Genomic DNA, 23,495 nt, shown 5'->3' with positions numbered 1-23,495 from the left:
TGAAAGGGAACGCCCAAAAAACTAAAAAAGATGAACTTAGTATCTCCCATAAATTTTAAGGAATGGATTGAAGAAAACCGTCATTTATTAAAACCTCCTGTAGGAAATAAAGTGGTTTGGAAGGACGGCGATTTCATCGTTATGGTGGTTGGTGGCCCTAATAATCGGAAAGATTATCATTACAATGAAACCCCTGAGTTTTTCTATCAGGTTGAAGGTGACATTGTCTTGAAAATCATTGATAATGGCACCCCAAAAGACGTGCATATCAGAGAAGGTGATATTTATTTATTACCTCCAAAAGTACCACATTCCCCGCAACGAGGCGCAAATACCGTAGGTTTGGTGATAGAGTATAAACGACCAGAAGGCATGCGTGACGCACTACTTTGGTTTTGTGAAAATTGTACCACAAAACTGTATGAAGAGGATTTTACGGTTGAAAATATTGAAACGGATATGCCTAAAATTTTCGATAAATATTACAACGATAAAGACAAACGCAAATGTCCTAATTGTGGTGAACTGATGGAACCACCAAAAAAGGTGAAAATAGATTAATACATCACCTTCCACCCGTTAGCCAAAGTGATTTAAGAAAAGTGGATTCATCCAGGTCATCTAGACAAAAGCGCAAGGATTATAAACCATATTATAAATTATTAAAAAGATTTCCATTTTAGATGGAACGCAAATATGACAAAACGTAAACTTCGTATCAACGGCCATTCGCATCTTCTTCCCTACCCGGAGGAAATCCCTCAATTCATGAAGGATAAAGAAATTTTTTGGGTGGATAAAGACCGAAAATTTATGCTTCAGAAGGATTGGAGCCGTCCGGTAACGGATTCGAGCTTCTTTTTGGATGACAAATTGCTGTGGATGGAACGTTTTAAAATTGACCATGCGGTTGTTTTAAATCTTTCACAATTGTACGGCAACGGACTGCGCGTTGAGGAAATGAAACAAGCCCTGCGTTTTCAGAATGACTTTAATGCGAAAGTCCAAAGGGAAAATCCGAGCAAGTTTACTTGCGGATTTGTGGTGCATCCTGGGTTTGTACGTGGCGCTTGTTGGGAAATACAACGCTGTGTTGAAGAATTGGGAATGCAATTGTTGTGCTTACCAACTCATTATATGGACACCATTGGTACTTGGCGATGTATTTTTGATGAAGAAAATGAGCCTATTTTTGAAATGGCAAACAAATACAATTTGGCCGTCGAAATCCATCCTTATGATGGTGAAAAGTTCATCAAATTAGAAAATACGTCATGGCGCTTCCACTTAATTTGGATGTTGGCACAATGTGCCGATGCCTATCACTTTTTGACTTTAAATGGCTACCAAGAAAAATATCCAAATATGCGCACCTGTTTTGCCCATGGCGGACAATTGGCACAAATCAACTTAGGACGACGCATCCAAGGTTTTGATGGCCGCCCAGATTTATTCGAAGGAAAAACCCATCCAAGAAGAGCTGTAGGTCATAAGAATATTTTCTTTGATACTTTGGTACATGATACCGGAGGTTTGCAATTACTGATCAAAAACCAAGGTTCAAAACAAGTGATTATGGGCTTGGATGATCCTTATCCTTTGGGAGAGATGGAAAGTGCACAACAATCGTCCTATCCTGGGAAAATCTTGGACTTGGCCATAAAGCGTGAAATTATTACCGAAGAAGAACGTGATGCTATTTGGGAAGATAATGTGATCAGGTGGCTGTGCGGTGATGATGAGAAAGCGAAGCAAAAATTAGTCAATAGGATATTAGGCTAAGTGGTGTTTTAAGAGTTCTTCGTTGCTTACAAATTTTACAAAAAATCGTTCATAAGATCTTTGCAATGGCTCGATGTGGAGGGAGTTACTGTACCAAATCAAACACCCCGAGGCATTAAAACTCATGGAAACAAACACGACATCAAAAAATTAAATTGGAATAACAAGTCGATCAAAATCGACCAAAAATAAAATCATGCATTTTATATCAGATCAATTAGAGAATTATATCGAAAATCATTCTGAAAACGAACCAGAATTATTACAACAACTTTCCAGGGAAACACATCAAAAGATATTACAACCACGCATGCTCAGCGGCCATTATCAAGGTCGTGTCTTGAGTATGATATCAAAATTAGTGAATCCACAATACATATTGGAGATTGGCACCTACACGGGGTATTCTGCATTATGTATGGCTGAAGGACTTCAAAAAGACGGTGAACTTCACACCATTGACACCAATGAAGAATTGGTCGATTTTCAGCGCAGATATTTTGATAAATCAGGGTTCGGAGATCAGATCCACCAGCATTTAGGGAATGCTTTAGATATCATTCCACGATTTAAAACCAATTTTGACATTGTCTTTATAGATGCAGATAAAGAAAATTACAGCAATTATTTTCATCTCATTATTGACAAACTCAATCCCGGAGGCATCATTCTTTCCGATAATGTACTGTGGAGTGGAAAAGTACTTGAACCACTAAGGAAAGATGATATTTCAACAGAAGCTATTGTGGCCTATAATAAACTGCTTAAAGACGATGATCGTGTTGAAACCGTTCTGCTTCCTATCCGTGATGGCTTGACAATCAGCAGAAAAAAGTAAAAGTAATCTTAACACACATTGCTAATCGATTAGCTAAATAAAGCTTCCAAAATACATTTTATGACATTTAAAAACATTGCGACATCATTCTTACTTTTATGTTTTACTTCCTTATTTTCCATAACCACACTTTATGCTCAAGAAGCAAAAGTGGCTCGTTCCAATACTGAAGAGTTATTCGTAGGAGTTGCCGGTAATGAACCGTTTGTGTTTGCACAAAATTCGTCAACCAAAGGGATTGCCATAGAAATATGGGAAGAACTGGCCAAAAAGAAATCTTGGGATTACACATACAAAACTTTCGACACTGTGGAAGATGCCTTATACGCATTGAATAAAGGCGAATTGGATGTCGTTGTTGGCCCCATAAGCATTACCTCGCAACGTCTCGAATACATGAACTTTTCACAACCCTTTTATAATTCAAGTTTGGCGATTGTCTCTCGGGTTGACGAACTTACACTTTGGCAAAAAGTCAAGCCACTTTTTAGCATCAAATTATTATTTGCGGTTGGAATCTTCTTAATTATTTTGGCTATTGTAGGCGCCTTGCTATGGTTGGCAGAGAGAAAAAGATCACCAGAACAGTTTCCTTCAAAAATTGCCGATGGTATTGGCACAGGCATGTGGCTTGCCATTGTAACCATGAGTACAACTGGCTATGGCGATAAAGCACCAATTACTTTATGGGGACGGATTATTGCAGGAAGCTGGATGATCATTTCTATTATTTTCGCAACGTCAATGGTGGCAGGTATTGCGAGCACACTCACTTTGTCATCATTGGGCACCTCTACATATTCCAATGTGGAACAATTGGCAGGGCGTAAAGTTGCGACTATTTCGGCTTCACCTTCAGAGGCTTTTCTAAAAGAATATAAAGCCAAAATCACAGGCGTTGACAACATCAACGAAGCCATGTCAAAATTGGTGAACAAAGAGGTAGATGCCGTGGTCTATGACCGACCTCAATTATTATACTATATGAAGAACCATAAGGATGAAGAATTGTTTATCGCCAAAGCTGAATATTATAAACAAGGTTACGGATTCGCTTTTCCCGTGGATTCAAAACTGATTTATGATGTCAACAGGACCTTATTGGAGCTTGCAGAACATCAAGAAGTTTTAAATATTGTCCATCATTATTTAGATAAAGACGAATAAGAAAAATTTCAGATATAAAGATGATTACCTGAACAACTTGATTAAATCTCATTCCACCAATAAATGAACCTAAGACCGCTTCGCTAAATGAATCATGACTAATGTGGTAAAATGCTTTATATATCGTCTTTAAAGCCAGACATAGGTTGCATAATAGGGATTCCTTCCTGTTTTAAAAGACAAAAAGTTCATCATTGACATCAATGGTTAAAGATCTTGCATCTTGTTTTTTTACGGAATGATTTAAGTTTTGGTGGAACAATAGTGGGACCGGAACTAAAATAAGAAATAAATTTTCAAGGAAATCGCATTATAATTTGCGCTTCACTGACCCGATGGTCTCTTCCAACTCATCTTTTACCTTTTGTACTTCATCGGTAAAAGCCTTAGTATGTTCTGTGGTATTGATGCCATTCTTTTCTGTAGTTTTTGAGATCTCAGATTTGAGGTCATTGGTAGCGTCCCTTAGTGTACGCATGCCTTTGCCCATACCTCGCGCAATGTCGGGTATTTTATCTGCACCAAAAACCATGACGACTATAAATAGTATGAACATGACCTCAGTGGTGCCTATGAATAAGAATGTAGATTGTAGTATCACAATGCAAATATAGTGAGATGTTTTGAATCCAATAAAAAAGCCGACTGTTAAATTAATCGGCTCGTTGTGTTAAAGTTGTTTAGTCTTGAACTTTACTCTTAAAACTGTCAAATTGGCTTTGCTCTATCTTTTTTGGCCAAGCATTGTTTGAAGTATCAACATCGGCGGTTTCATTATTGGGATCTACTACGATAGCGCTAATCTCCTTTTGGGAAGGAATAGCCTTGCTGACTTGACGGTCATTTAATCTCCAGATTTCTGCAGGATAGGTTTCTGTCTTAGATGTGCCATCCACATAATTATATTGCACAATAATAGGCATGACCAATCCTCCCGGTTTTTCAAAAGTCACATTATAAAAATATTTTGGCGTGATGACATTTTTACGCTCTTCTTCTGTGAAATTGTCCATCAGATATTCTTTAAGCGTTGGAATGTCTTCGGCTTGAATACCATTTTTCATTGTTTCAGTAAGCTCATCAGTACCATCTTCAACCATAAATACCATAGGTGAAAGATTATTGACATCCAAACCTCTCCGTGCTGCCACATCTTTCATGTATTGGTTTGGTTCTGAAGACACATAAAACTTGGTGACCTCCTTAATGCCAATATCTACCCAATCGGTAGTATAAAACCAACCTCTCCAGAACCAATCCAAGTCAAAGGCTGAGGCATCTTCCATAGTTCTGAAAAAATCCTCCGGAGTCGGGTGCTTAAACATCCAACGGCGTGCATATTCTTTAAAGGCATAATCAAACAATTCACGCCCCATAACGGTTTCTCTTAAAATATTAAGGGCCGTTGCAGGTTTGCCGTAGGCGTTATTCCCAAATTGATACGTATTCAAACCCTTGCTCATGATGGGCGCAATATAATCTTGATTGCCCTCCATATAGGGAATGATGTTCGCCGCAGGTCCGCGACGGGAAGGGAATTTTTTATCATCTGGCGATAGGGCTTCTGGATAGGCTTCACCAAAATCCTGTTCGGCAACATATTGCAGAAACGTATTTAGTCCTTCATCCATCCAGGTCCATTGACGCTCATCACTGTTAACGATCATCGGGAAAAAGTTATGTCCAACTTCATGAATAATAACCCCCATCATGCCATATTTGACCCGGTCACTGTAAGTCCCATCTTTTTCGGGTCGTCCGTAGTTCCAGCAAATCATCGGATATTCCATCCCTTGTCGCTCGGCATGTACAGAAATAGCCTTGTGATAAGGATAGTCAAAAGTCATCTTTGAATAGGATTTTAAGGTACTTGCCACAACTTTGGTAGACCATTCTTCCCAAAGCGGATTTCCTTCTTTAGGATATAAAGATACCGCCATCACCTCTTTGTCACCCACTTTTACGGCCATCATGTCCCAGATGAATTTACGAGAGGTTGCAAATGCAAAATCCCGTACATTCTCAGCGTATAATTTCCAAGTTTTCTTCGCCTTTGAAAAGCCATTTTCAGCCTTTTCTGCCTCTTCCTGGGTCACAATAAGCACAGGTTTATCAAAAGATTTCTTCGCTTTTTCATAGCGTTGCATCATGTCTTTGGAAAATACTTCTTTTCTGTTCATCAATTTTCCTGTGGCGTCCAAAATATGGTCCGCCGGGACAGTAATATTCACTTCAAAATTTCCAAATGGCAAGGCAAATTCATCTCGTCCCCAAAACTGGGAGTTCTGCCAGCCTTCAACATCACTATAAACCGCCATACGTGGATGGAATTGTGCAATGACATAAGCTCTGTTCCCATCTTCAGGAAAATATTCATATCCAGAGCGTCCACCATCTTTAATATGATTATTGATATTGTACCACCACTTGATCCCAAAAGAAAACTTCTCTCCTGATTTTAATGGTTGTGGGAGTTCCACGCGCATCATGGTTTGATTGATGGTATATGGCAATGGCTTTCCGTTGATATCCTTTACTTCCAAAATATTGAATCCGCCGTCAAAATCTTCAGTTAAATAATCAGATGCGAACTGTGAAGTTGAAGTTGCTTTTGCTACGCCTCTACTTTCAATTAATGGCGATTTAGAGTCCTTTGCACGCACATTTTGGTCGAGTTGCAACCAAAGATAAGTCAACACATCTGGGGAGTTGTTGGTATAGGTAATGACTTCATCACCAGTAATTTTCGCATTTACATCATCCAATTCGATGTTCATCTTATAATCTGCCTGCTGCTGATAATAAGCTACACCTGGAGCTCCAGAAGCCGATCGGTACATATTTGGCGTAGAAAACTCATTGTACAACTGCCTGAATTTATTGGTATTGACATGTCCAGGTTTACGGTCTTGCTTAATGTCATTTTGTGCGAAAGTACTCATAGATGTAGACAGAAGCGCGAGACATAATAATTTGAATATTTTCATTGGAAACAGTTAGTTATCATTTCAATAAGTTAGCACTAATTCAATCGGAAGTATCTTCTAAAGAAAATTAAAATTTCAATAGCGCTTTATCCGACTGATTGATCAAAATAAAACTTTTGTTTTGATCATTTATTTTGAGTTTTACAATATTTTGTTGGTCGTCAAAACTTTCAAACAACACTTTATTTGAGATTTGAAAACTGTTGATTTCCCTGACCTCAGCAATTTCTAAATAACAGAAAACAATATCATTGTCATATTCTTTTCCGATGAATTTATAATCAACGAACTTCCCATTGATTTGGATAGAAATTTTATCTTTTAGATAGCGCTGTAAATAGGTTTCCACTTCCTTTGCTTCATTTTCTGGAGCGAAAGTTAAGTGTTTGTCATAACGTTCACGAAGTGTGTTCTCCAAATCGTCAATAAAAATCCTGGTAATTATCTGGACGGACTTCTTATCATTTACATACGCAACTTCAGTAACGCTCACATAAAATTTATGCACATTTACCGAAAGTAATAGTGGAAAAATAAGCCCTAAAACAAAAATCTTAATGGTTTTCATAGTGAATTTGAACTACAAAAATACTGTTTTGAAGTTTGCAAAAAACAATTGAAAAGATATTTCTACTCTTTTTGTGTTTGAAGAATGGCATTAAAGGCTTTCAATTTAGTCTCCAAAAACTCGAAAACTGCCATATCATTTTTAATTTTGCATAGATTTTCAAACTCGGGATCATCTTGACAATAGTAGAAGAATTCTGCCTTTTCTCCGTCTTCAAAGTCATAATTACTAAATAAATCTTCGGAAAAATCAGATTTCATTTTTTCGAGGCAAGTATTTAATTTCTCAAATTTCACATATTCTTTCAATCGTTTTGTCCGTCCCGTAATCGCATTAATAATTGGAAAAATGGGGATTAGACCTCCTCCTGAAGTAGCTTCGCGCAAACGTCTTTCTGTTTGAGTCATCAATTTTCCGGTATATCCTGGAATGCCCAAATCGTAAAAATCGAGATCACGCTTTAAATCAGCATTGGTAATGTCCGAGAACAAATCTCCTGTTAGCACCTTCCCTAAGACGACCTCATCCAAAACATTGACCAACTCTTCCAAATACACTGTAAATTCTTTAGATGCGATGATTAATTTGGTAACGATAATCTCTTTAGGTTGATATGAAATCCCCGAAAACAGAATAGTATCATTCAATTTCCCCTGGATAACAAATTCGCCATTACTATTGGAAATCGTGAATCTGCTGGCAGTTTTATTGATAATATGAATACCATCTACTTCGTGTGGTGCACTAATTTTCCCGGTGATATAATTAGATTGTGCATGAGTGTCCACCACACAACATAACAGCATCAAAATAAAAATAAAGCTACTTCTCACTCTTCCGGTTTTGTTTGGATATTAGTTTTGAAACTTATCAGTTTTCCTTTTAGAAATTCGAGTGTTTTAAAATCGTCATTAAAAGCACAAAGCGTGGCAAATTTAGGATCATCGGCGCAGTAATAAAAAAATTCTACTCTGTAGTCTTTATCCAACCCATTAAATTTGAACAGAATGTCTGAAAGATCGGACTTTATTTTGGTTATACATTCATCCATTTTCTCCAGCCTCACCTGTTCCTTTAGCCGTTTTGTACGTCCTGAGATACCATTAATAATTGGATTTATTGACATCCCTACACCTCCTCCACCTGTTGAACCTCCTAATGTCAAATCTAATCCTGAAGCTTCTTTTAAACGTCTTTCACTTTGTGTTAAAGGCTTACCAGTAAATCCCGGAATGCCTAGGTCAAAAAAATTAATATCGCGCTCTACTCCGGAATTGGCTATGTCTGAACTCAAATCGCCCGTCAATATTTTGCCCACTAAAACCTCATCCAAAACATTGACCAACTCTTCCAAATACACTGTAAACTCTTTAGATGCGATGATTAATTTGGTAATGATAATCTCTTTAGGCTGATAGGAAATCCCTGAAAACAGAATGGTATCGTTCAATTTTGCCTGGATAACAAATTCGCCATGATTATTGGAAATCGTGAATCGGTTAGCTGTTTTATTGATAATATGAATGCCATCCACTTCGTGCGGTGCATTAATTTTCCCTTTGATATCCACAGATTGTGAATGCGCATTTATCACAAAAAAAAGTGATAGAATGATAAAAGTTGGATCTATTCTCACTCTTCAATTGTTAATTGTAGAATGGATTTGAAGCTCACCAGTTTTTCTTTCAGAAACTCGAGCGTTTTAAAATCGTCATTAATAATACATAGACTGTCAAATTGATCATCATCAGCACAGAAATAAAAGAACTCATTCCTATAGCGTTCCTTTAAAGGATGGGCCGTAAATAAGATTTGAGAAAGATTTGATTTGGTTCTATCAATGCATTTATCCTTATTTTCAAGATGGATCCTGTGCTTTAATAATTTAGTTCTTCCAGAAATGGCATTCAAGATAGGATCTACTTCAAGAGAACCAGCCAATAAGCCGAGCAAATGAATAGGTTTGAAGTCTCCTGCGGTATACAAGCGTCTCTCACTTTGCGTTTTGGGCTTCCCTGCATATCCAGGAATTCCCAAATCGAAGAAATTGATACTGCGTTCTACTCCTGAATTAGCTAAGTCTGAACTCAAATCGCCCGTCAATATTTTTCCCACAACAACTTCAGCCAAAGCAGTTACTTTTTCAGTAAGGTAAACAGTCAATGCTTTTGAATTGATCATATCTTTGCCCACTACAACTTTTTTCAATAGGTACGAAACTCCTAAAAATGCTAAGGTATCATTCAGTTTAACTGGGATGGAAAATTCGCCTTTGCTGTTAGAAATGGTAAAGGTGCTGGACGTATTATTAAGAATATGAATCCCTTCCACATCGTCATTAGCAATAATCCTGCCTTTGACATCAACGGTTTGTCCCATCATAAAGTGAATTCCAAAGACCATAAAAAAAGGAAGGACGTAATTACTTTTTTCCACTTTCTTTGGCTAAGAATTCTTTACTTTTAACGCTTATAAATTCTAAAAAGTGAAATTCATTTCCTGAATTCAAGAGGGAGAAATCAACGCCTTGATCTTCTACGTAATCTACAAAATCGTTCACCTTGTTTTCAGGAATATTAAAGTTTTCCACTAAAAACTTAGTACTGTATAGGTCAGTAAACGCCTTATAGGAGTCTTCAGGTCCCATGACTTCAATATCTTTATTCTTTTTAGATTTAAAAATAGGTCTTAGGAACAGGTCCACAATCCCGATAACATCTAAACCATAAGGAATATGATTTCCTGTTCCCGGCATGGCCACATTTACTACCTTGGATTTGTAATCATCTGGAAATTCGTACTCATTCATGTTTGCCAGACCAAAATAAATGGCATCTAAATCGGGATTAAAAGTTTTCACACTTTCAATATCTACAAGTAGATTCCCAGAAAGATCGTAAGGCAGGATGACCACTTCATCCAACCTATTGATTTTCTCCACCAAGAACACTGTCATTCTTTTAGTTTTAATGATATTATCGTCAATGGTCACTGTAAAATCTTGAAATTGTAAAGCTCTAAACTCAATAATATCATTTACGGCAACACTAATCTTAAACAAACCATTTTCGTCCGTGAGCACACCTTTCTTAGCGGAAGTATTATAAACCGTGATCCCTTCCAAATCATCACTGTCCACCACAATTTTTCCTGAAATTTCCACACGGTTGATATTTTGTGCAGTCAATAAGAAGAAAGGTGAAATGAGAAATAGATAAAGTAAAGCTGTTTTCATAAGATTAGATTTTTAGTTAGACCGATAAAGAAAGTACGAACTCTCTTAATTAAACTCTAAAGCCTGATTAAACTTTTGTTAAATTGGCAGATTACTTAAATTTACAACAAAATATTTGAGAATACAGCTATTGCGAACAAATTTCAGGATGTTTCCTACAGCGATCCATTCTGCAGTAAATACATAAGACAAAATATCTTTTTATGAAACAAATGATAATTGCCAGCACCTCAACTTTACACGGGAGTGGTTATCTAAACTATCTTTTAGAAGAATTGACGTTCTTTTTTAAAGATACCGATACTATTTTATTTATCCCTTACGCCCGTCCAGGTGGGATAAGCCATGATGAATACACCGAAAAAGCCCAAGAAGCATTTTCAGAAATCGGAAAAAAAGTAAAGGGCATTCACGAGTTTGATAATCCTAAAGAGGCCTTAAAGAATGCCAAAGGGATTTTTGTTGGCGGTGGCAATACGTTTGTATTGGTCAATCAGCTATATAAAAACGATTTGATCAGCACCATGCAAGACGTTATTCATGGTGGAACGCCTTATTTGGGTACAAGTGCAGGGAGTAATATCTGCGGACTTACTATCAACACAACCAATGACATGCCTATTGTCTATCCTTCAAGTTTTAAGACTTTGGCGATGGTACCATTTAATATCAATCCGCATTATTTAGATCCAGATAAGAAAAGTAAACACATGGGCGAAACCCGAGAAACCAGGATTCAAGAGTTTCATGCGTTCAACTCGCAACCTGTTGTCGGACTTAGAGAAGGCAGTTGGTTGGAGGTGAATGGTGATCATATTGTATTGGAAGGTGAATTGGATGCGCGTATTTTTGAATACAACAAAGCGCCTTATGAAGTGGAAACAGGAACGGATTTGAGTGGGTTGAAGTAGTTTTCAGTGGGCAGTTTTCAGTCAGCAGTCAGCAGTCAGCAGTCAGCAGTCAGCAGTCAGCAGTCGCAGAAGTTTAGAAAAAAGTTATTCTTTTAATCCTTGAGAAAAAAGAAAGATGTGATAATTCTTGATGCAATACCAACCACCTCGTCTTCAGCTTCTCCTTTGAAGCAGAAGCCACTCCTCCTTCAAAAGGAGGAGAATTTTAGTTTGCTGCTGACTTTTAAAATCCATCTAATAAATTCGTGTAATGTCATTGAATGTAAATCTCCTAAAAATAAATTACAGCCTATGTAACCATTCGAGACATTCGTGCAATTCGTGTCTAAAAAATAAAGCTGTATAGGTGACTAGTGGAATTATTGAATAGTAGTAATTCGTGTCATCCGTGTAATCCGTGTAATCCGTGTAATCCGTGTAATCCGTGTCTAAAAAACAAAAAATGCGTTAATCGCCCCTAAAGCTTCTTCAAAAAATGATAGCCCAAAATCTCAAACCCTTCATTCATATAGAACTTATGTGATGGATGATTTTGCACATAAGTATTGAGTTCTACCGCTTGGAAACCCTTTTGCGTTGCATAATCATAGATACATTTCATAAACTGTTTGCCCAAGCCTTTCTTTCTATAGCCGTCCTCAATAATCACATGATCCAATTCTACACTTCTCCCCGAATAATGACGGGTACAAAACCACATGCCTGCTATTCCGATGAGCTTATCTCGATCATAAAGCGCAGCGCATTCATAATTTTGGGTGACCATTTCAGCAAAGCGTTGTTTGAGCACCGCTTCAGAAATTTTATGATTGTTCAATTTTAGCATTAATGGAATGATCGAATTGATCTGGGTAGGTTCTAATATTTTAAAGGAAATGGGCATACTCTAAATTTTGAGTAAAAATAAATAAATTACTTCAAAAGTAAATTGGTTAATTTTGATAGATTTAGCAAAAAAACATGAATAGAAAAGATTTCATCAAAACCATAGCTCTTAGCAGTGTCGCCATGGGCATATTGCCACAATTATCATTTCAGCATTCTGATTTGAGTTATGAGGAACTAATAGGAAAAGGGAACCCAACACTATATGGCAACGGATTCCAAATAAGAAAAGAAGCTTTTGATGCGTTTACAAAAATGAGAAATGCCGCTTTAAAGGATAATATCTCGATTCAAGTCGTCTCGAGTTATCGGAATTTTGCCCATCAAAATCGGATTTGGGAACGCAAATACAAAAACAACACCCATCAAGGTTTATCTCCAGAGAAAGCAATTCAAAAAATCATAGAATATTCGACCATTCCGGGAACATCTCGGCATCATTGGGGTACTGATATGGACATTATTGATGCCAATGTTAGCCAACCCAAAAACGTATTGAGTCCGAGTCATTTTGAAGGCAACGGAAGTTATGTCAAACTTAAAAAATGGATGGACGCGAACTCTAAAGATTATGGCTTTTATTTGGTGTACACCGATAAGCCTGGACGGAAAGGTTTTAAATATGAACCTTGGCATTATAGTTACAAAGCATTGTCATGTGGCTATCTTGATGCCTACAGGAAATTAAATTTGAAGGACATTCTCAGTAAAGAATCGCTATTGGGACATGAACACCTCACCGATTCATTCTTGGATAGCTATTACACTGAAAACATTCTGGACATTAATCCTGAACTGTTGTAAATTTAGGTTTCAAACTCCTAACTCATGAGAAACCGTAGTTTTAAACTCAAACTGATTCTTGTAGCTGCCATTGTGCTGTTTGTGGTTTTCAAATACTGCTCTAATGGTGACACCAATCCTTATACCAATCAAAAACAACATATTGGACTTTCAGAAGCAGAAGAAATTGCCATCGGTTTGCAAAGCGTAGCCGCAATGACAGCACAATATGGCGGATTGCACCCTAATGCACAGTTTCAGACTAAAGTGGACGAAGTGGGATCCCGACTAGTCAATACCAGTATCGTCAAGAAATCCAATTACCAATATGACTTCCATTTGTTGGCAGACTCCAAATCCATTAATGCTCTTGCACTTCCAGGAGGTCAGATATTTATTACTTATGCACTTTTCGCACAATTGGAAAACGAAGACCAACTCGCTGCTATTTTAGGCCATGAAATAGGGCATGTTCTGGGTAGACACAGTGCTGAAAGACTTACAAAACAAGGACTTACTGAACGTATTTTAAAAGCTATTGCCGTAGATTCCGAAACAAACACTGCCCAAGGAACAGCTTTAATTGATAGTATCATAAATATAAAATACGAAGTGAAAGAGGAATTGCAAAGTGACGTTTTAGGTGTTCGTTTTATGATTGATGCTGGTTACGTGCCAGAAGAAATGATTAATGTAATGAAAATTCTAAAACTCACCGTGGAGCCAAATAAATCGTCCCAATTTCAAAGTACGCATCCAGTTCCTGAAAATAGGATTGACAATATTAAAGCGGCGATTGAGAACCATAAAAAAGCCTCTTAAAAATAAGAAGCTTTCTCAAACACTAACTCAACTTTCATTTTATGAAAGATTTTTCAAATACACTAAAGCATTTTCAGCGTGAGATCGTTTGGCATAGTCCATAGCGTTCAAGCCTTTTTCTGTTTTCTTTTTAAGTTCAGCGCCGTGTTTTACGAGCAATTTCAAAATTTCTACTCGGTTATATTTGGCAGCGTACATTGCAGGTGTCATGCCATTTGATGCTGCATTGACATCAGCACCCAATTCAATTAATTTTTTAACCGTTTCGAGATCGCCCTTTACAATGGACATGCAAAAAGGGCTGACAGAGACTTTTGTTTTCACAATACTTGAGGATTTTGAAGTTTCAATTGTTGTGTTTGCATTAGAGGTATAAAAAGCAAAACCTAATGCAATTGCGGAAATAATGATTGTTTTTTTCATGATGAATGATTTTTGATCCGCCTGAACCTACTTTTTCGGTACGGGCAGGTTAATGATTAATGAATATTTTGTGATTATATAAAAAAGACGACTTAAAACCATTACTGTTACAGTATTTACACAGAAACAGCTTAATTTTAACATTATTTAAACAAAACACCTTTATCGCTAAGAATATCATAACCATCGCTCAATGCCGATCTCACTTGACTTCTGTCCAATAAATTTATCAGTATTTTAAGACCTAATCATACGCTTTGATTCTTTAAACTTTTATCTTTGAAACTCAAAACTAATCACCATGAACAAAAAAGTCATCCTTATGATTCTTGACGGATGGGGAAAATCTCCAGACCCAAAAGTTTCAGCCATAGATAATGCCCATACGCCATTTATTGATTCGCTATACACCAAATACCCCAATGCTTCCCTAAGAACTGACGGTCTCCACGTAGGATTGCCAGAAGGTCAAATGGGCAATAGCGAAGTGGGGCACATGAATTTAGGTGCGGGCAGAATTGTATATCAAGATTTGGCAAAAATCAATTTGGCGGTTCAGAACAATACGCTTGCGCAAGAGCAAGTATTGGTGGATGCTTTTAAATATGCCAAAGAAAACTATAAACCAGTGCACTTTTTAGGGTTGTTGAGTGATGGTGGCGTACATTCGCATATCAATCATTTATTTGGATTGTTGGATGCTGCAAAAACCTATGATCTTGATGATGTTTTTGTCCATGCCTTTACAGATGGACGTGATGTCGATCCGAAATCGGGTTTAGGCTTCGTGGCCCAACTTCAAAACCATTTTAAAGATAGTTCTGCAGAATTGGCCACGGTAACAGGACGCTATTATGCCATGGATCGTGATAAACGTTGGGAGCGTGTCAAACTAGCTTATGATGCTATAGTGAATGGCATTGGAGAACCTTCTACAGATGCGATTCAGACCATACAAAACAGTTATAATCAGGATGTGACGGATGAATTCATAAAACCAATTGTGATGACCGACCATGATGGTCATCCTAAAGCTAAAATTAAAGATGGTGATGTGGTTATTTTCTTCAATTTCAGAACCGATAGAGGAAGACAATTAACGCAAGCCTTGTCACAATACGATTTTCATGAGCAGAACATGCACAAACTCGACTTGTACTATGTAACCTTGACCAATTATGATGATGTTTTCACAAGAATTAAAGTCGTTTTCGAGAAAGATAATTTGACCGAAACCTTAGGCGAAGTCTTAGAAAAGCATCATAAAAAACAAATCCGAATTGCGGAAACAGAAAAATATCCGCATGTCACGTTTTTCTTTTCAGGAGGACGAGAAGTTCCTTTTGATGGGGAGAAGCGTATTTTACGAAATTCACCCAAAGTAGCCACCTACGATCTAAAGCCAGAAATGAGTGCCTTTGAACTACGTGATGCTTTAATTCCCGAGTTGGAAAGTGAAGAGGTCGATTTTGTCTGCCTCAATTTTGCCAATGGTGATATGGTGGGCCATACTGGCGTCATGCAGGCGGCAATTGAAGCTTGTGAAGCGGTTGACATTGTGGTGAAAGATGTTGTGACTACCGCTCTACAGCACGGCTATACGACATTATTGATTGCCGATCATGGCAACTGCGAAACCATGATCAATCCGGACGGTTCTCCAAACACGGCACATACCACCAATCCAGTGCCTATCATTTTAATCGATAAGGATTTGAAACATATCAGCGATGGAATTTTGGGCGATTTGGCACCCACAATTTTGAAATTGATGGGCGTTCCACAACCCAAAATCATGACCCAACATCCGTTGATATAATGATTTTGGACAAGCAGCTTATTTATTTGTATTTTTGCTCCCCAAAGCATTAACACATGAATTTTCAGAACAGACTCATTATCGCTGTAGATTTTGACGGCACCATTGTAGAAGATCGATATCCAGGAATTGGAAAAGCACGTATTTTTGCCTTTGAAACCTTGAAACGTCTTCAGGAAGATGGCCATCGATTGATTTTATGGACTTACAGATATGGTAAGACCCTTGATGAGGCTGTCGCCTTTTGTGAAGAGAACGGAATTACTTTTTATGCCGTCAACAAAAGTTTTCCAGAAGAGCAATTTGATAATACTAAAAGCCGTAAAATAAATGCCGACCTATTTATTGATGACCGAAATATCGGTGGTGTTCTAGGTTGGGGTGAAGTTTATCAAATAATCACCAAGGAAGAGCCAAATATTCCTGAGAAAAAAAGAGGGTTCTTTTCGCTTTTTAGATAAGAGTTAGTTGGTCATCAAATCATAATATTGCCTATCAATAGCTTCTCTATGATTGGGATGCGCAATATTCACTAAGGCTTTGACACGGTTTTTGATTGTTTTACCATACAATTCGGCAATTCCATATTCGGTTACCACATAATTGACGTGCGCCCTTGTAGTCACCACTCCAGCACCCGGTTTCAGACTTGGCACAATCCGGCTGATGCCCGAATTTGTTTCAGAAGGCAAAGCAATAATGGCCTTCCCACCCTCACTTAATGAAGCACCTCTGATAAAATCCATTTGTCCGCCTACACCTGAGTATATTTTAGGCCCAATTGAATCCGCACAAACCTGTCCAGTAAGATCAACTTCTATTGCTGAGTTAATAGCTACCATGCGGGGGTTTTGTTTGATGATGGACACATCATTGGTATAGTTTGAAGCCCGCATTTCAATAAACGGATTGTCATCGACATAATCATACAAGCGTTTTGAACCCATTAAAAAAGTGGCCAATGCCCTACCTCTATTGATGCCTTTGTAATTGCCGTTGATCACATTGCTCAAAATAAGGTCAATCACACCATCACTGAACATTTCGGTGTGCAACCCGAGGTCTTTATGGTTGGCCAATCGGGTCAATACGGCGTTTGGAATGCTCCCAATCCCCATTTGCAAAGTACTTCGATCCTCAATTAAACCCGCAACAAAATCGCCAATCCTACCTTCTATAGCCGTTGGCTCTGCCATTTCATGAATAGGCAATGGTTCATCGCACTCTACAAAGGCATCGATTTCAGAGATATGAATAATCCCGGCACCGTGCGTTCTCGGCATTTGCTTGTTAACTTGTGCAATCACATAGTTAGCATTGTCAATGGCTGCCAAGGTCGCTTCTACAGAAACTCCCAAGGAACAATAACCATGTCTATCAGGAATCGAAACGTGAATTAAAGCAACATCTAATGGGATGATGCGGCGCTTAAACAGCAAAGGCAATTCACTTAAAAAAACCGGCGTATATGAACCATTTCCAGCTTTTATGGTATGCCTTACGTTTTCACCAACGAAAAAACAATTGACATGGAAACTGTCTTTTAACTCGGGATTCGCATAAGGTGCCACCCCTTCTGTATGTAATTGACAGATCTCGACGTTTCTCAGTTCTTCATGTCGGTTGGCCAAAGCTTTTATCAACACTTGTGGCGCGGCCGCGGCTGCTTGTAAGTAAACACGGTCATTTGACTTCACTGCCTTTACGGCATCTTCTGCGGAAATTGCTTTGTACATAGTTCTACTATTTTGATTACAAAACTATTCAACAAAATCCATTTAAAAACTGTTATATGTCATGTTCGGGAAGAATGTCATCCCCATTTATTTTAATTATCTTTGCGCCATATTTTTTTACGATGATTATACAAAAAACAAGAGAAGAGATTGAATTAATGCGCGAAAGTGCCTTAATAGTTTCCAAAACTTTGGGCATGTTGGCCAAAGAAATAAAACCAGGCGTGACCACCATGCAGTTGGATAAAATGGCGGAAGAATTTATCCGCGAACAAGGTGCCATTCCAGGGTTTTTAGGACTTTATGATTGTCCGTCCACCCTACTTTGCAGCACTAATGAAGCAGTCGTTCATGGTTTGCCAACAAACGTTCCATTAAAAGAAGGTGATGTGGTGGCTGTGGATTGTGGTGCCTTAAAGAATGAGTTTTACGGTGACCATGCCTACACTTTTGAAATTGGTGAAGTGGCTCCAGAGGTGAAAAAACTCCTTCAAATCACCAAGGAGTCATTATACGTTGGGATAAGAGAGTTTAAAATTGGCAATCGCGTGGGTGATGTAGGTTATGCCATCCAGAACTATTGCGAAGCCGAAGGCTATGGTGTTGTGCGCGAATTGGTTGGACATGGCTTAGGTAAAAAAATGCATGAAGATCCTGAAATGCCTAACTATGGCAAACGCGGACGCGGAAAGAAATTCATTGAAGGCATGGTCGTGGCCATCGAACCTATGATCAATTTAGGAACACACAGAATCAAACAACTTGACGATGGGTGGACTATTGTAACCTTAGATGGAAAACCGAGTGCACATTTTGAACATGACGTGGCTCTCGTGGATGGCAAACCTGAGATATTGTCAACCTTTGGGTATATTTATGAGGCTCTGGGGATTGTTTCTGATGAGGAGGATGAGTTTAGACAAAAAACTTTGGTGCTTTAACTATTTCACAGAGTTACACGGAGATTTCACAGAGACACACAGAGAAGTATGGATGATAAATTGACTGAACGAGTTATTGGAGCAGCGATTGAAGTTCACAAGGCCTTGGGACCAGGTTTATTGGAATCTGCTTATCAAAAGTGTTTATTTTATGAACTAGAATCTCAAGGTTTTGATGTGAAGCAAGAAATTCCTTTACCCATAACCTATAAAGATATCGTCTTAGACCATGGTTATCGGATTGATTTGCTGGTCGAAAACGAAGTCGTCATTGAAATAAAAACTGTAGAGAAATTTACAGATGTCCATACCGCCCAAATATTGACCTATTTAAAATTAGGTCAATTCCCGATAGGATTACTAATTAATTTTCACTCAAAACTACTAACATCAGGCATTAAACGCTTTATCAACACACCTCAATAAATCTCTGTGTAACTCTGCGTTTTCTCTGCGAATCTCTGTGATACAACTTGAAAAAACTCTTCAAATACATCCTCAACACCATCCCAAGGCCCATCCTTATCAGGCTGAGCTACGTAGCACGCCCGGTTTTGGCATTCTTCTTAAAAGGCGATCAATTCACCGATCCCATTGATGGTAGAAGTTTTAAATCGTTTTTACCTTACGGATATGGGAATCAGCGCAACAACGTTTTATCCCCTTCGACGCTGAGTTTAGAACGCCACAGATTGTTATGGTTGTATCTCAAAAATGAAACCGATTTCTTTACAGCTTCCAATAAGGTGTTGCATTTTGCGCCTGAACAGGCATTTTACAAACGTTTCCGGAAGATGAAGAATTTGGATTATGTCACTACCGACTTAAATTCGCCATTGGCAGATGTGAAAGCTGATATTTGTGATTTACCTTTTCAGGATAATGAATTTGATATCATATTATGTAATCACGTTTTAGAACATATTCCTGACGATACCAAAGCCATGCAGGAATTGTATCGAATTATGAAGCCTGGAGCTTATGGTATTTTTCAGATTCCGCAGGATCTATCAAGAGCCGAGACTTATGAAGATGATAGCATAACCGATAGAAAGGAACGCGCTCAAATATTTGGGCAATATGATCATGTTCGCATTTATGGGCGGGATTATTTTGATAAGCTTAGAAGTATTGGTTTTAAGGTTGAGGAAGTGGATTATACGACGAAATTATCTGACGTTGATGTCACTCGTTTCTGTTTGGCGAAGGGAGAGATTATTCCTTTGGTGAGGAAGTGAGCGGTTATTTAGCAGAGATGTTTTTTCACGGAAATACACAAAAAATCACGGAGGTTGCACGAAGTAAAAGAGGAAACACACAGAATATCTTTTGCAATCATGGATGCTAAAAATTTATTTCTGAATTTTTATTGATGATATCCACAATATAGAACCAGACCGAAAGGCTCCGTGAAACTCATTTAAAACTCCGCGTAACTAGGTGTAAAAAAACAACTCCTAATTAAAAACTCACTCTTCAGGGAAGCCATTCAAAGCAAGAGTCTCCAATTCTCTATCGTCATTTTCAAAAATCAAAAACACTTTTAATTCTGGGTGCGTAGCTAAAAAGGTCTTCACTTTCTCAAGTCCCATAGCTTTAAATGCCGTCGCATAAGCATCGGCAGTCATGCAATCCTTGGCAATAACTGAAATACTCAGCAAATTGGTTTTACTTGGGTAGCCTGTTTTAGGATCTAAGATATGCGAATAACGATTCCCTAAGCTATCAACTTTGAATTTCCGATACGTTCCTGATGTTGCCATGGCTTCATCATATAATGAAATGGTTTTTAAAAGGGATTGTTCTGCGTCAAAATGAGGCAGTTCAACCCCTACTTTCCATGGTTTTTGTTTTTCAAAATTCTGTCCCTTGCATCTGATTTCCCCACCAATTTCCACCAAATAATCGTTGATATTCTTGCTTTCCATGAAATCGGCAATGACATCCACTCCATAGCCCTTGGCAATAGCATTAAAATCAATGAACGTGTTTGGATTTTCTTTTTTAATCTTGCGGCCATCGAGTGTTACTTTATCCAATCCTACAGACAACATCAAACTATCAATTTTAAGACTATCTAAAGCCATGACTTTCCCCTCTGGCCCAAAATCCCATGCGTTGACTAAAACGCCTATGGTTGGATCAAAAACACCATCAGTGGCTTCATAAATCACTTTTGAAGCATGAAATACGTTTTTAAAATGCTCATCTACATTAAAAGCTTCGTTCCGATTTATTTTAGAAATGTCCGAGTCCTGTTGATAAGTAGACATAGAGGTGTTGATGATGTCAAATAAACTATCAAACTGTCGTTGGAAACTTTCATTTTGCTCTGAATAATATTGTACCCCATAGGAAGTTCCGAAAACTTCCCCAGACATTTTGGTGTTTGTAGGCTCTTGTTTGCATGAAAGTGTGCAAAAAATCAAGAGGATACCAACTACCGTTGCCTTGAATACATGAATGCTTTTGGAAAAAACACCAGTGAATTTCTGTGAACCTTTATGGTTCTCCTCGTAACTCTGTGTCATAGCGCTTTTCTAATTCAAATTGGTTTCTACCACCTGAATGCCGTTGTATTCAATCAAGTACTCTTCATTTAAATAGACTGGCAAATCCTCACCGTTGGGATTCCCTATGCCCACACCAGCATATAATACTTTCGCGTCATTTTCCCGGGCATGTTTTTTAAAGGTTTCCATCCAAATGACATCATAATTATTTGGGTTCTCAGGAAGAATCACGGTTCTGACGATGACAAAGAAATATTGTTTCGTTTGGTCCATACACACAAACTGTGGATGTCTTTTAAGCTTGCTGTTAATGGCGATAAATTCAAATCCACGAGCCTCCAAGTCCTTTCCGACGTGATTCATGCCGAGGTTGTGAATTTCTTGTTCTGTAAGTGCTTTGCTCATGTTGCAAAAATACAATATTACCTACGATCAGGCTCTTAAGAAAAATGAAAATTATTTGAATCTCACAAATTTAGAATCACCAAAAGTGTAATTTGACACTGGGATAACGGCATCCTTTTTTAATTGATACCAAGGTGAAATTCTATCATCTTCCAAATTTTTAACCAAATGAACGCTCTGGGCAGGGGTATTGCCCTGAAACAAAAGATAAAGTTTATCACCATTAGCATTGATCACCTCATCACAAATCATCGCAATATGACCTGGTGAACCTCCCTTGATCAGCATGTCTCCGATTTTCAAATCCTTTACATCATTTATTTTAGGTAACTCAGTGTATAATGACAAGGTTCCAGAATACGTGTAAATGAGGTTGAGATACTTATAGAAGTTTGTTTTTGAGTTGTCTTTCGAGACGGTTTTATGAAAACTTACACTGTTACCATTAATTTTAGGACGATAACCATCAGCATACGAATTCCATGAACAATAATCGCCACTGGTAAAGTTAAAGCCAATTTCATCCTTTCGATTGTTATTCCATAAATACTCACTTCTAATTCTTATCAACGCATCTGCACATTGTTGCAATCCGTTTTTTGGAACCGGAACCTCCAAAATACCAATATGCCCGTCTTGCCAAAAATAATCAGTCTCATCATAATTGATGATTTTTGAACCGTACGGTTTCAACCTATAGTTTCGTAAATACTGTTGAAAAGACCCCTCTGGATAACTCACCCGTTGGAAGCCTTCTGGCACAGTAACTCTCGATTTAATAGTCAAACTATCTTTATGAATGAGATCCGTCTTTTCAGCCGACGGCACCAGCATTTGTACGGTTTCTTTTATTGGTTCAAACTGTAATACCACCGGCTTAAATTGCAAAGCGACCAGCAAGATCATTACTACAATTAGAAGAAAGATTAAAATTCGTTTCATATCAAAGAAACGGGTGTTGAAGGTGTTTTCGTATAGAGGTTAAGACTTTATCTTTTGGAATGTTTATGTTAAAACCAGTGCTTTTTTTCATTCGAATTATCAATTTTAGTATCTTAATAGTCGTAAAACTCATGTTATGAAGACTTCACACCGATTAGATCAGGCCATTCAAAAATTATATTCAGCGTTTCATAATAATGAACTTCATCCTGAATGTTGTCAGCAATGTGCTGTCGGAAACATTTTAGACAACACCGATGCCTGGAAACATCTTTCCGATAGTCATGGCTCTTTACAGCTGAATTACGTTGGACTGGTCAATCAGAATTTGGGCCGAAAGTTCAACGGGTACTCACCTATAGAGCTATTGAGAATTGAAGCCAGTTTTCTTAAAGGATGTGGTTATTCCTTGCCTTTAAATCGCAAAGGAAAAAAACCTAAAAACCCTAAAGACAAGAACGTACTTTTCAATGGCCTGTGTGAAACGGTAGCATTTTTATGCGCTTTGGATGGTGTGGATAATGTGATGGATAATTCCAGACTTTTTGAAGTTGACAATGACCAACCGCGACACCAGCTGGATGAGATCTTAACTTAATCCAGTGTTAGGCAGGATATACGATTAAACCTTTCAGTCCCGATAGCTATCGCATAGGCGTCAACTTAAGAGATGTTAAAATAGATTGTTTCCATAGCATTTATGCGATCTTTCCTCGATTCATACATCGCATAATATTT

The 23,495-nt window shown here is 38.0% G+C and carries 26 protein-coding genes; 13 read left to right on the top strand and 13 right to left on the bottom strand.

The window, feature by feature from the left end:
- The first annotated feature begins 30 nt into the window (after positions 1-30).
- The 4 genes from J4051_RS14705 (at position 31) to J4051_RS14690 (ending at position 3,787) form a co-directional block, all read left to right on the top strand.
- Entirely contained in the window at positions 31-561 is a 531-nt protein-coding gene (locus J4051_RS14705; protein WP_208234642.1) for a 3-hydroxyanthranilate 3,4-dioxygenase, read from the top strand.
- Positions 562-696: 135 nt separating this feature from the next.
- Entirely contained in the window at positions 697-1,782 is a 1,086-nt protein-coding gene (locus tag J4051_RS14700) for an amidohydrolase family protein (protein ID WP_208234641.1), read from the top strand.
- Positions 1,783-1,978: 196 nt separating this feature from the next.
- Positions 1,979-2,620: an O-methyltransferase gene (locus tag J4051_RS14695; protein WP_208234640.1), complete on the top strand. Its 642-nt coding sequence runs from the start codon at positions 1,979-1,981 to the stop codon at positions 2,618-2,620.
- Positions 2,621-2,680: 60 nt separating this feature from the next.
- Positions 2,681-3,787, top strand: a complete 1,107-nt coding sequence (locus J4051_RS14690; RefSeq protein WP_208234639.1) for a transporter substrate-binding domain-containing protein — start codon at positions 2,681-2,683, stop codon at positions 3,785-3,787.
- 310 nt (positions 3,788-4,097) lie between these two features.
- On the opposite strand, the gene J4051_RS14685 is transcribed toward J4051_RS14690, so the two are convergent.
- From J4051_RS14685 to J4051_RS14655, 7 genes are all read right to left on the bottom strand, one after another.
- Positions 4,098-4,388 carry a Sec-independent protein translocase subunit TatA/TatB gene (locus J4051_RS14685; protein ID WP_208234638.1) on the bottom strand — a complete coding sequence of 97 codons (291 nt, stop codon included), beginning with the start codon at positions 4,386-4,388 and terminating at the stop codon, positions 4,098-4,100.
- Positions 4,389-4,467: 79 nt separating this feature from the next.
- Positions 4,468-6,774, bottom strand: a complete 2,307-nt coding sequence (locus J4051_RS14680; protein WP_208234637.1) for a M1 family metallopeptidase — start codon at positions 6,772-6,774, stop codon at positions 4,468-4,470.
- A 67-nt stretch (positions 6,775-6,841) separates the two neighbouring features.
- On the bottom strand, positions 6,842-7,342 hold the full coding sequence (locus J4051_RS14675) for a DUF6702 family protein (RefSeq protein ID WP_208234636.1): 501 nt from the start codon (positions 7,340-7,342) through the stop codon (positions 6,842-6,844).
- A gap of 62 nt (positions 7,343-7,404) precedes the next feature.
- Positions 7,405-8,175, bottom strand: coding sequence for a hypothetical protein (locus tag J4051_RS14670; RefSeq protein ID WP_208234635.1), 771 nt, complete (start codon positions 8,173-8,175; stop codon positions 7,405-7,407).
- On the bottom strand, positions 8,172-8,978 hold the full coding sequence (locus tag J4051_RS14665; protein WP_236027480.1) for a hypothetical protein: 807 nt from the start codon (positions 8,976-8,978) through the stop codon (positions 8,172-8,174). Before J4051_RS14665 ends, J4051_RS14670 begins: the two co-directional genes overlap by 4 nt.
- Positions 8,975-9,778, bottom strand: a complete 804-nt coding sequence (locus J4051_RS14660; RefSeq protein WP_208234634.1) for a peptidase associated/transthyretin-like domain-containing protein — start codon at positions 9,776-9,778, stop codon at positions 8,975-8,977. Before J4051_RS14660 ends, J4051_RS14665 begins: the two co-directional genes overlap by 4 nt.
- On the bottom strand, positions 9,765-10,577 hold the full coding sequence (locus J4051_RS14655) for a carboxypeptidase-like regulatory domain-containing protein (protein WP_208234633.1): 813 nt from the start codon (positions 10,575-10,577) through the stop codon (positions 9,765-9,767). The genes J4051_RS14660 and J4051_RS14655 overlap by 14 nt, the downstream gene beginning before the upstream one ends.
- A gap of 203 nt (positions 10,578-10,780) precedes the next feature.
- On the opposite strand from J4051_RS14655, the gene pepE reads away from it, so the two are divergent.
- A complete protein-coding gene (gene pepE, locus J4051_RS14650; RefSeq protein WP_208234632.1) occupies positions 10,781-11,488 on the top strand; it encodes a dipeptidase PepE in 708 nt (235 codons plus the stop codon).
- Between the two features lie 457 nt (positions 11,489-11,945).
- Here pepE and J4051_RS14645 read toward each other — a convergent pair whose 3' ends face one another.
- The gene (locus tag J4051_RS14645) at positions 11,946-12,371 is read right to left on the bottom strand and encodes a GNAT family N-acetyltransferase (RefSeq protein WP_208234631.1); all 426 of its coding nucleotides are present in this window, start codon (positions 12,369-12,371) and stop codon (positions 11,946-11,948) included.
- A gap of 77 nt (positions 12,372-12,448) precedes the next feature.
- Between J4051_RS14645 and J4051_RS14640 the strand changes: the two genes are divergently transcribed.
- Together J4051_RS14640 and J4051_RS14635 are read left to right on the top strand one after the other, a co-directional pair.
- The gene (locus tag J4051_RS14640; protein ID WP_208234630.1) at positions 12,449-13,177 is read left to right on the top strand and encodes a M15 family metallopeptidase; all 729 of its coding nucleotides are present in this window, start codon (positions 12,449-12,451) and stop codon (positions 13,175-13,177) included.
- 24 nt (positions 13,178-13,201) lie between these two features.
- Positions 13,202-13,978, top strand: coding sequence for a M48 family metalloprotease (locus J4051_RS14635; RefSeq protein WP_208234629.1), 777 nt, complete (start codon positions 13,202-13,204; stop codon positions 13,976-13,978).
- A 39-nt stretch (positions 13,979-14,017) separates the two neighbouring features.
- On the opposite strand, the gene J4051_RS14630 is transcribed toward J4051_RS14635, so the two are convergent.
- Positions 14,018-14,401: an ankyrin repeat domain-containing protein gene (locus tag J4051_RS14630; RefSeq protein WP_208234628.1), complete on the bottom strand. Its 384-nt coding sequence runs from the start codon at positions 14,399-14,401 to the stop codon at positions 14,018-14,020.
- Between the two features lie 301 nt (positions 14,402-14,702).
- Here J4051_RS14630 and gpmI point away from each other — a divergent pair, with 301 nt between their 5' ends.
- Positions 14,703-16,220 (top strand): 2,3-bisphosphoglycerate-independent phosphoglycerate mutase, encoded by a 1,518-nt coding sequence (gene gpmI / locus J4051_RS14625; RefSeq protein WP_208234627.1) that lies wholly within the window; start codon positions 14,703-14,705, stop codon positions 16,218-16,220.
- Between the two features lie 56 nt (positions 16,221-16,276).
- A complete protein-coding gene (locus J4051_RS14620; RefSeq protein WP_208234626.1) occupies positions 16,277-16,681 on the top strand; it encodes a BT0820 family HAD-type phosphatase in 405 nt (134 codons plus the stop codon).
- 3 nt (positions 16,682-16,684) lie between these two features.
- Here J4051_RS14620 and J4051_RS14615 read toward each other — a convergent pair whose 3' ends face one another.
- The gene (locus J4051_RS14615) at positions 16,685-17,956 is read right to left on the bottom strand and encodes an acetyl-CoA hydrolase/transferase family protein (protein ID WP_208234625.1); all 1,272 of its coding nucleotides are present in this window, start codon (positions 17,954-17,956) and stop codon (positions 16,685-16,687) included.
- Positions 17,957-18,078: 122 nt separating this feature from the next.
- Between J4051_RS14615 and map the strand changes: the two genes are divergently transcribed.
- The 3 genes from map to J4051_RS14600 are packed head-to-tail and all read left to right on the top strand — an operon-like array spanning position 18,079 to position 20,135.
- A complete protein-coding gene (gene map, locus J4051_RS14610; protein ID WP_208234624.1) occupies positions 18,079-18,897 on the top strand; it encodes a type I methionyl aminopeptidase in 819 nt (272 codons plus the stop codon).
- A 48-nt stretch (positions 18,898-18,945) separates the two neighbouring features.
- Positions 18,946-19,323, top strand: coding sequence for a GxxExxY protein (locus J4051_RS14605; RefSeq protein WP_208234623.1), 378 nt, complete (start codon positions 18,946-18,948; stop codon positions 19,321-19,323).
- Between the two features lie 47 nt (positions 19,324-19,370).
- Entirely contained in the window at positions 19,371-20,135 is a 765-nt protein-coding gene (locus J4051_RS14600; RefSeq protein WP_208234622.1) for a class I SAM-dependent methyltransferase, read from the top strand.
- Between the two features lie 231 nt (positions 20,136-20,366).
- On the opposite strand, the gene J4051_RS14595 is transcribed toward J4051_RS14600, so the two are convergent.
- The 3 genes from J4051_RS14595 to J4051_RS14585 are packed head-to-tail and all read right to left on the bottom strand — an operon-like array spanning position 20,367 to position 22,757.
- The gene (locus J4051_RS14595) at positions 20,367-21,428 is read right to left on the bottom strand and encodes an FAD:protein FMN transferase (RefSeq protein WP_208234621.1); all 1,062 of its coding nucleotides are present in this window, start codon (positions 21,426-21,428) and stop codon (positions 20,367-20,369) included.
- A 9-nt stretch (positions 21,429-21,437) separates the two neighbouring features.
- Positions 21,438-21,815, bottom strand: coding sequence for a Na(+)-translocating NADH-quinone reductase subunit F (locus J4051_RS14590; protein WP_208234620.1), 378 nt, complete (start codon positions 21,813-21,815; stop codon positions 21,438-21,440).
- Positions 21,816-21,866: 51 nt separating this feature from the next.
- Positions 21,867-22,757, bottom strand: a complete 891-nt coding sequence (locus tag J4051_RS14585) for a DUF4846 domain-containing protein (protein ID WP_208234619.1) — start codon at positions 22,755-22,757, stop codon at positions 21,867-21,869.
- A 136-nt stretch (positions 22,758-22,893) separates the two neighbouring features.
- On the opposite strand from J4051_RS14585, the gene J4051_RS14580 reads away from it, so the two are divergent.
- Positions 22,894-23,355, top strand: coding sequence for a Na(+)-translocating NADH-quinone reductase subunit F (locus J4051_RS14580; protein WP_208234618.1), 462 nt, complete (start codon positions 22,894-22,896; stop codon positions 23,353-23,355).
- Positions 23,356-23,495 lie beyond the last annotated feature (140 nt).

The sequence above is a fragment of the Gelidibacter pelagius genome (assembly GCF_017581925.1).
GTDB classification, from domain to species: Bacteria; Bacteroidota; Bacteroidia; order Flavobacteriales; family Flavobacteriaceae; genus Gelidibacter; species Gelidibacter pelagius.
This window is presented reverse-complemented; position numbering and strand designations above follow the sequence as displayed.

What these genes read in the sequence shown, in the direction of transcription:
- J4051_RS14705 (WP_208234642.1), top strand. Translation starts at nt 31, where the DNA reads ATGAACTTAGTATCTCCCATAAATTTTAAGGAATGGATTGAAGAAAAC.
- J4051_RS14700 (WP_208234641.1), top strand. Translation starts at nt 697, where the DNA reads ATGACAAAACGTAAACTTCGTATCAACGGCCATTCGCATCTTCTTCCC.
- J4051_RS14695 (WP_208234640.1), top strand. Translation starts at nt 1,979, where the DNA reads ATGCATTTTATATCAGATCAATTAGAGAATTATATCGAAAATCATTCT.
- J4051_RS14690 (WP_208234639.1), top strand. Translation starts at nt 2,681, where the DNA reads ATGACATTTAAAAACATTGCGACATCATTCTTACTTTTATGTTTTACT.
- J4051_RS14680 (WP_208234637.1), bottom strand. Translation starts at nt 6,774, where the DNA reads ATGAAAATATTCAAATTATTATGTCTCGCGCTTCTGTCTACATCTATG.
- J4051_RS14675 (WP_208234636.1), bottom strand. Translation starts at nt 7,342, where the DNA reads ATGAAAACCATTAAGATTTTTGTTTTAGGGCTTATTTTTCCACTATTA.
- J4051_RS14655 (WP_208234633.1), bottom strand. Translation starts at nt 10,577, where the DNA reads ATGAAAACAGCTTTACTTTATCTATTTCTCATTTCACCTTTCTTCTTA.
- pepE (WP_208234632.1), top strand. Translation starts at nt 10,781, where the DNA reads ATGAAACAAATGATAATTGCCAGCACCTCAACTTTACACGGGAGTGGT.
- J4051_RS14645 (WP_208234631.1), bottom strand. Translation starts at nt 12,371, where the DNA reads ATGCCCATTTCCTTTAAAATATTAGAACCTACCCAGATCAATTCGATC.
- J4051_RS14640 (WP_208234630.1), top strand. Translation starts at nt 12,449, where the DNA reads ATGAATAGAAAAGATTTCATCAAAACCATAGCTCTTAGCAGTGTCGCC.
- J4051_RS14635 (WP_208234629.1), top strand. Translation starts at nt 13,202, where the DNA reads ATGAGAAACCGTAGTTTTAAACTCAAACTGATTCTTGTAGCTGCCATT.
- J4051_RS14630 (WP_208234628.1), bottom strand. Translation starts at nt 14,401, where the DNA reads ATGAAAAAAACAATCATTATTTCCGCAATTGCATTAGGTTTTGCTTTT.
- gpmI (WP_208234627.1), top strand. Translation starts at nt 14,703, where the DNA reads ATGAACAAAAAAGTCATCCTTATGATTCTTGACGGATGGGGAAAATCT.
- J4051_RS14620 (WP_208234626.1), top strand. Translation starts at nt 16,277, where the DNA reads ATGAATTTTCAGAACAGACTCATTATCGCTGTAGATTTTGACGGCACC.
- J4051_RS14615 (WP_208234625.1), bottom strand. Translation starts at nt 17,956, where the DNA reads ATGTACAAAGCAATTTCCGCAGAAGATGCCGTAAAGGCAGTGAAGTCA.
- map (WP_208234624.1), top strand. Translation starts at nt 18,079, where the DNA reads ATGATTATACAAAAAACAAGAGAAGAGATTGAATTAATGCGCGAAAGT.
- J4051_RS14605 (WP_208234623.1), top strand. Translation starts at nt 18,946, where the DNA reads ATGGATGATAAATTGACTGAACGAGTTATTGGAGCAGCGATTGAAGTT.
- J4051_RS14595 (WP_208234621.1), bottom strand. Translation starts at nt 21,428, where the DNA reads ATGACACAGAGTTACGAGGAGAACCATAAAGGTTCACAGAAATTCACT.
- J4051_RS14590 (WP_208234620.1), bottom strand. Translation starts at nt 21,815, where the DNA reads ATGAGCAAAGCACTTACAGAACAAGAAATTCACAACCTCGGCATGAAT.
- J4051_RS14585 (WP_208234619.1), bottom strand. Translation starts at nt 22,757, where the DNA reads ATGAAACGAATTTTAATCTTTCTTCTAATTGTAGTAATGATCTTGCTG.
- J4051_RS14580 (WP_208234618.1), top strand. Translation starts at nt 22,894, where the DNA reads ATGAAGACTTCACACCGATTAGATCAGGCCATTCAAAAATTATATTCA.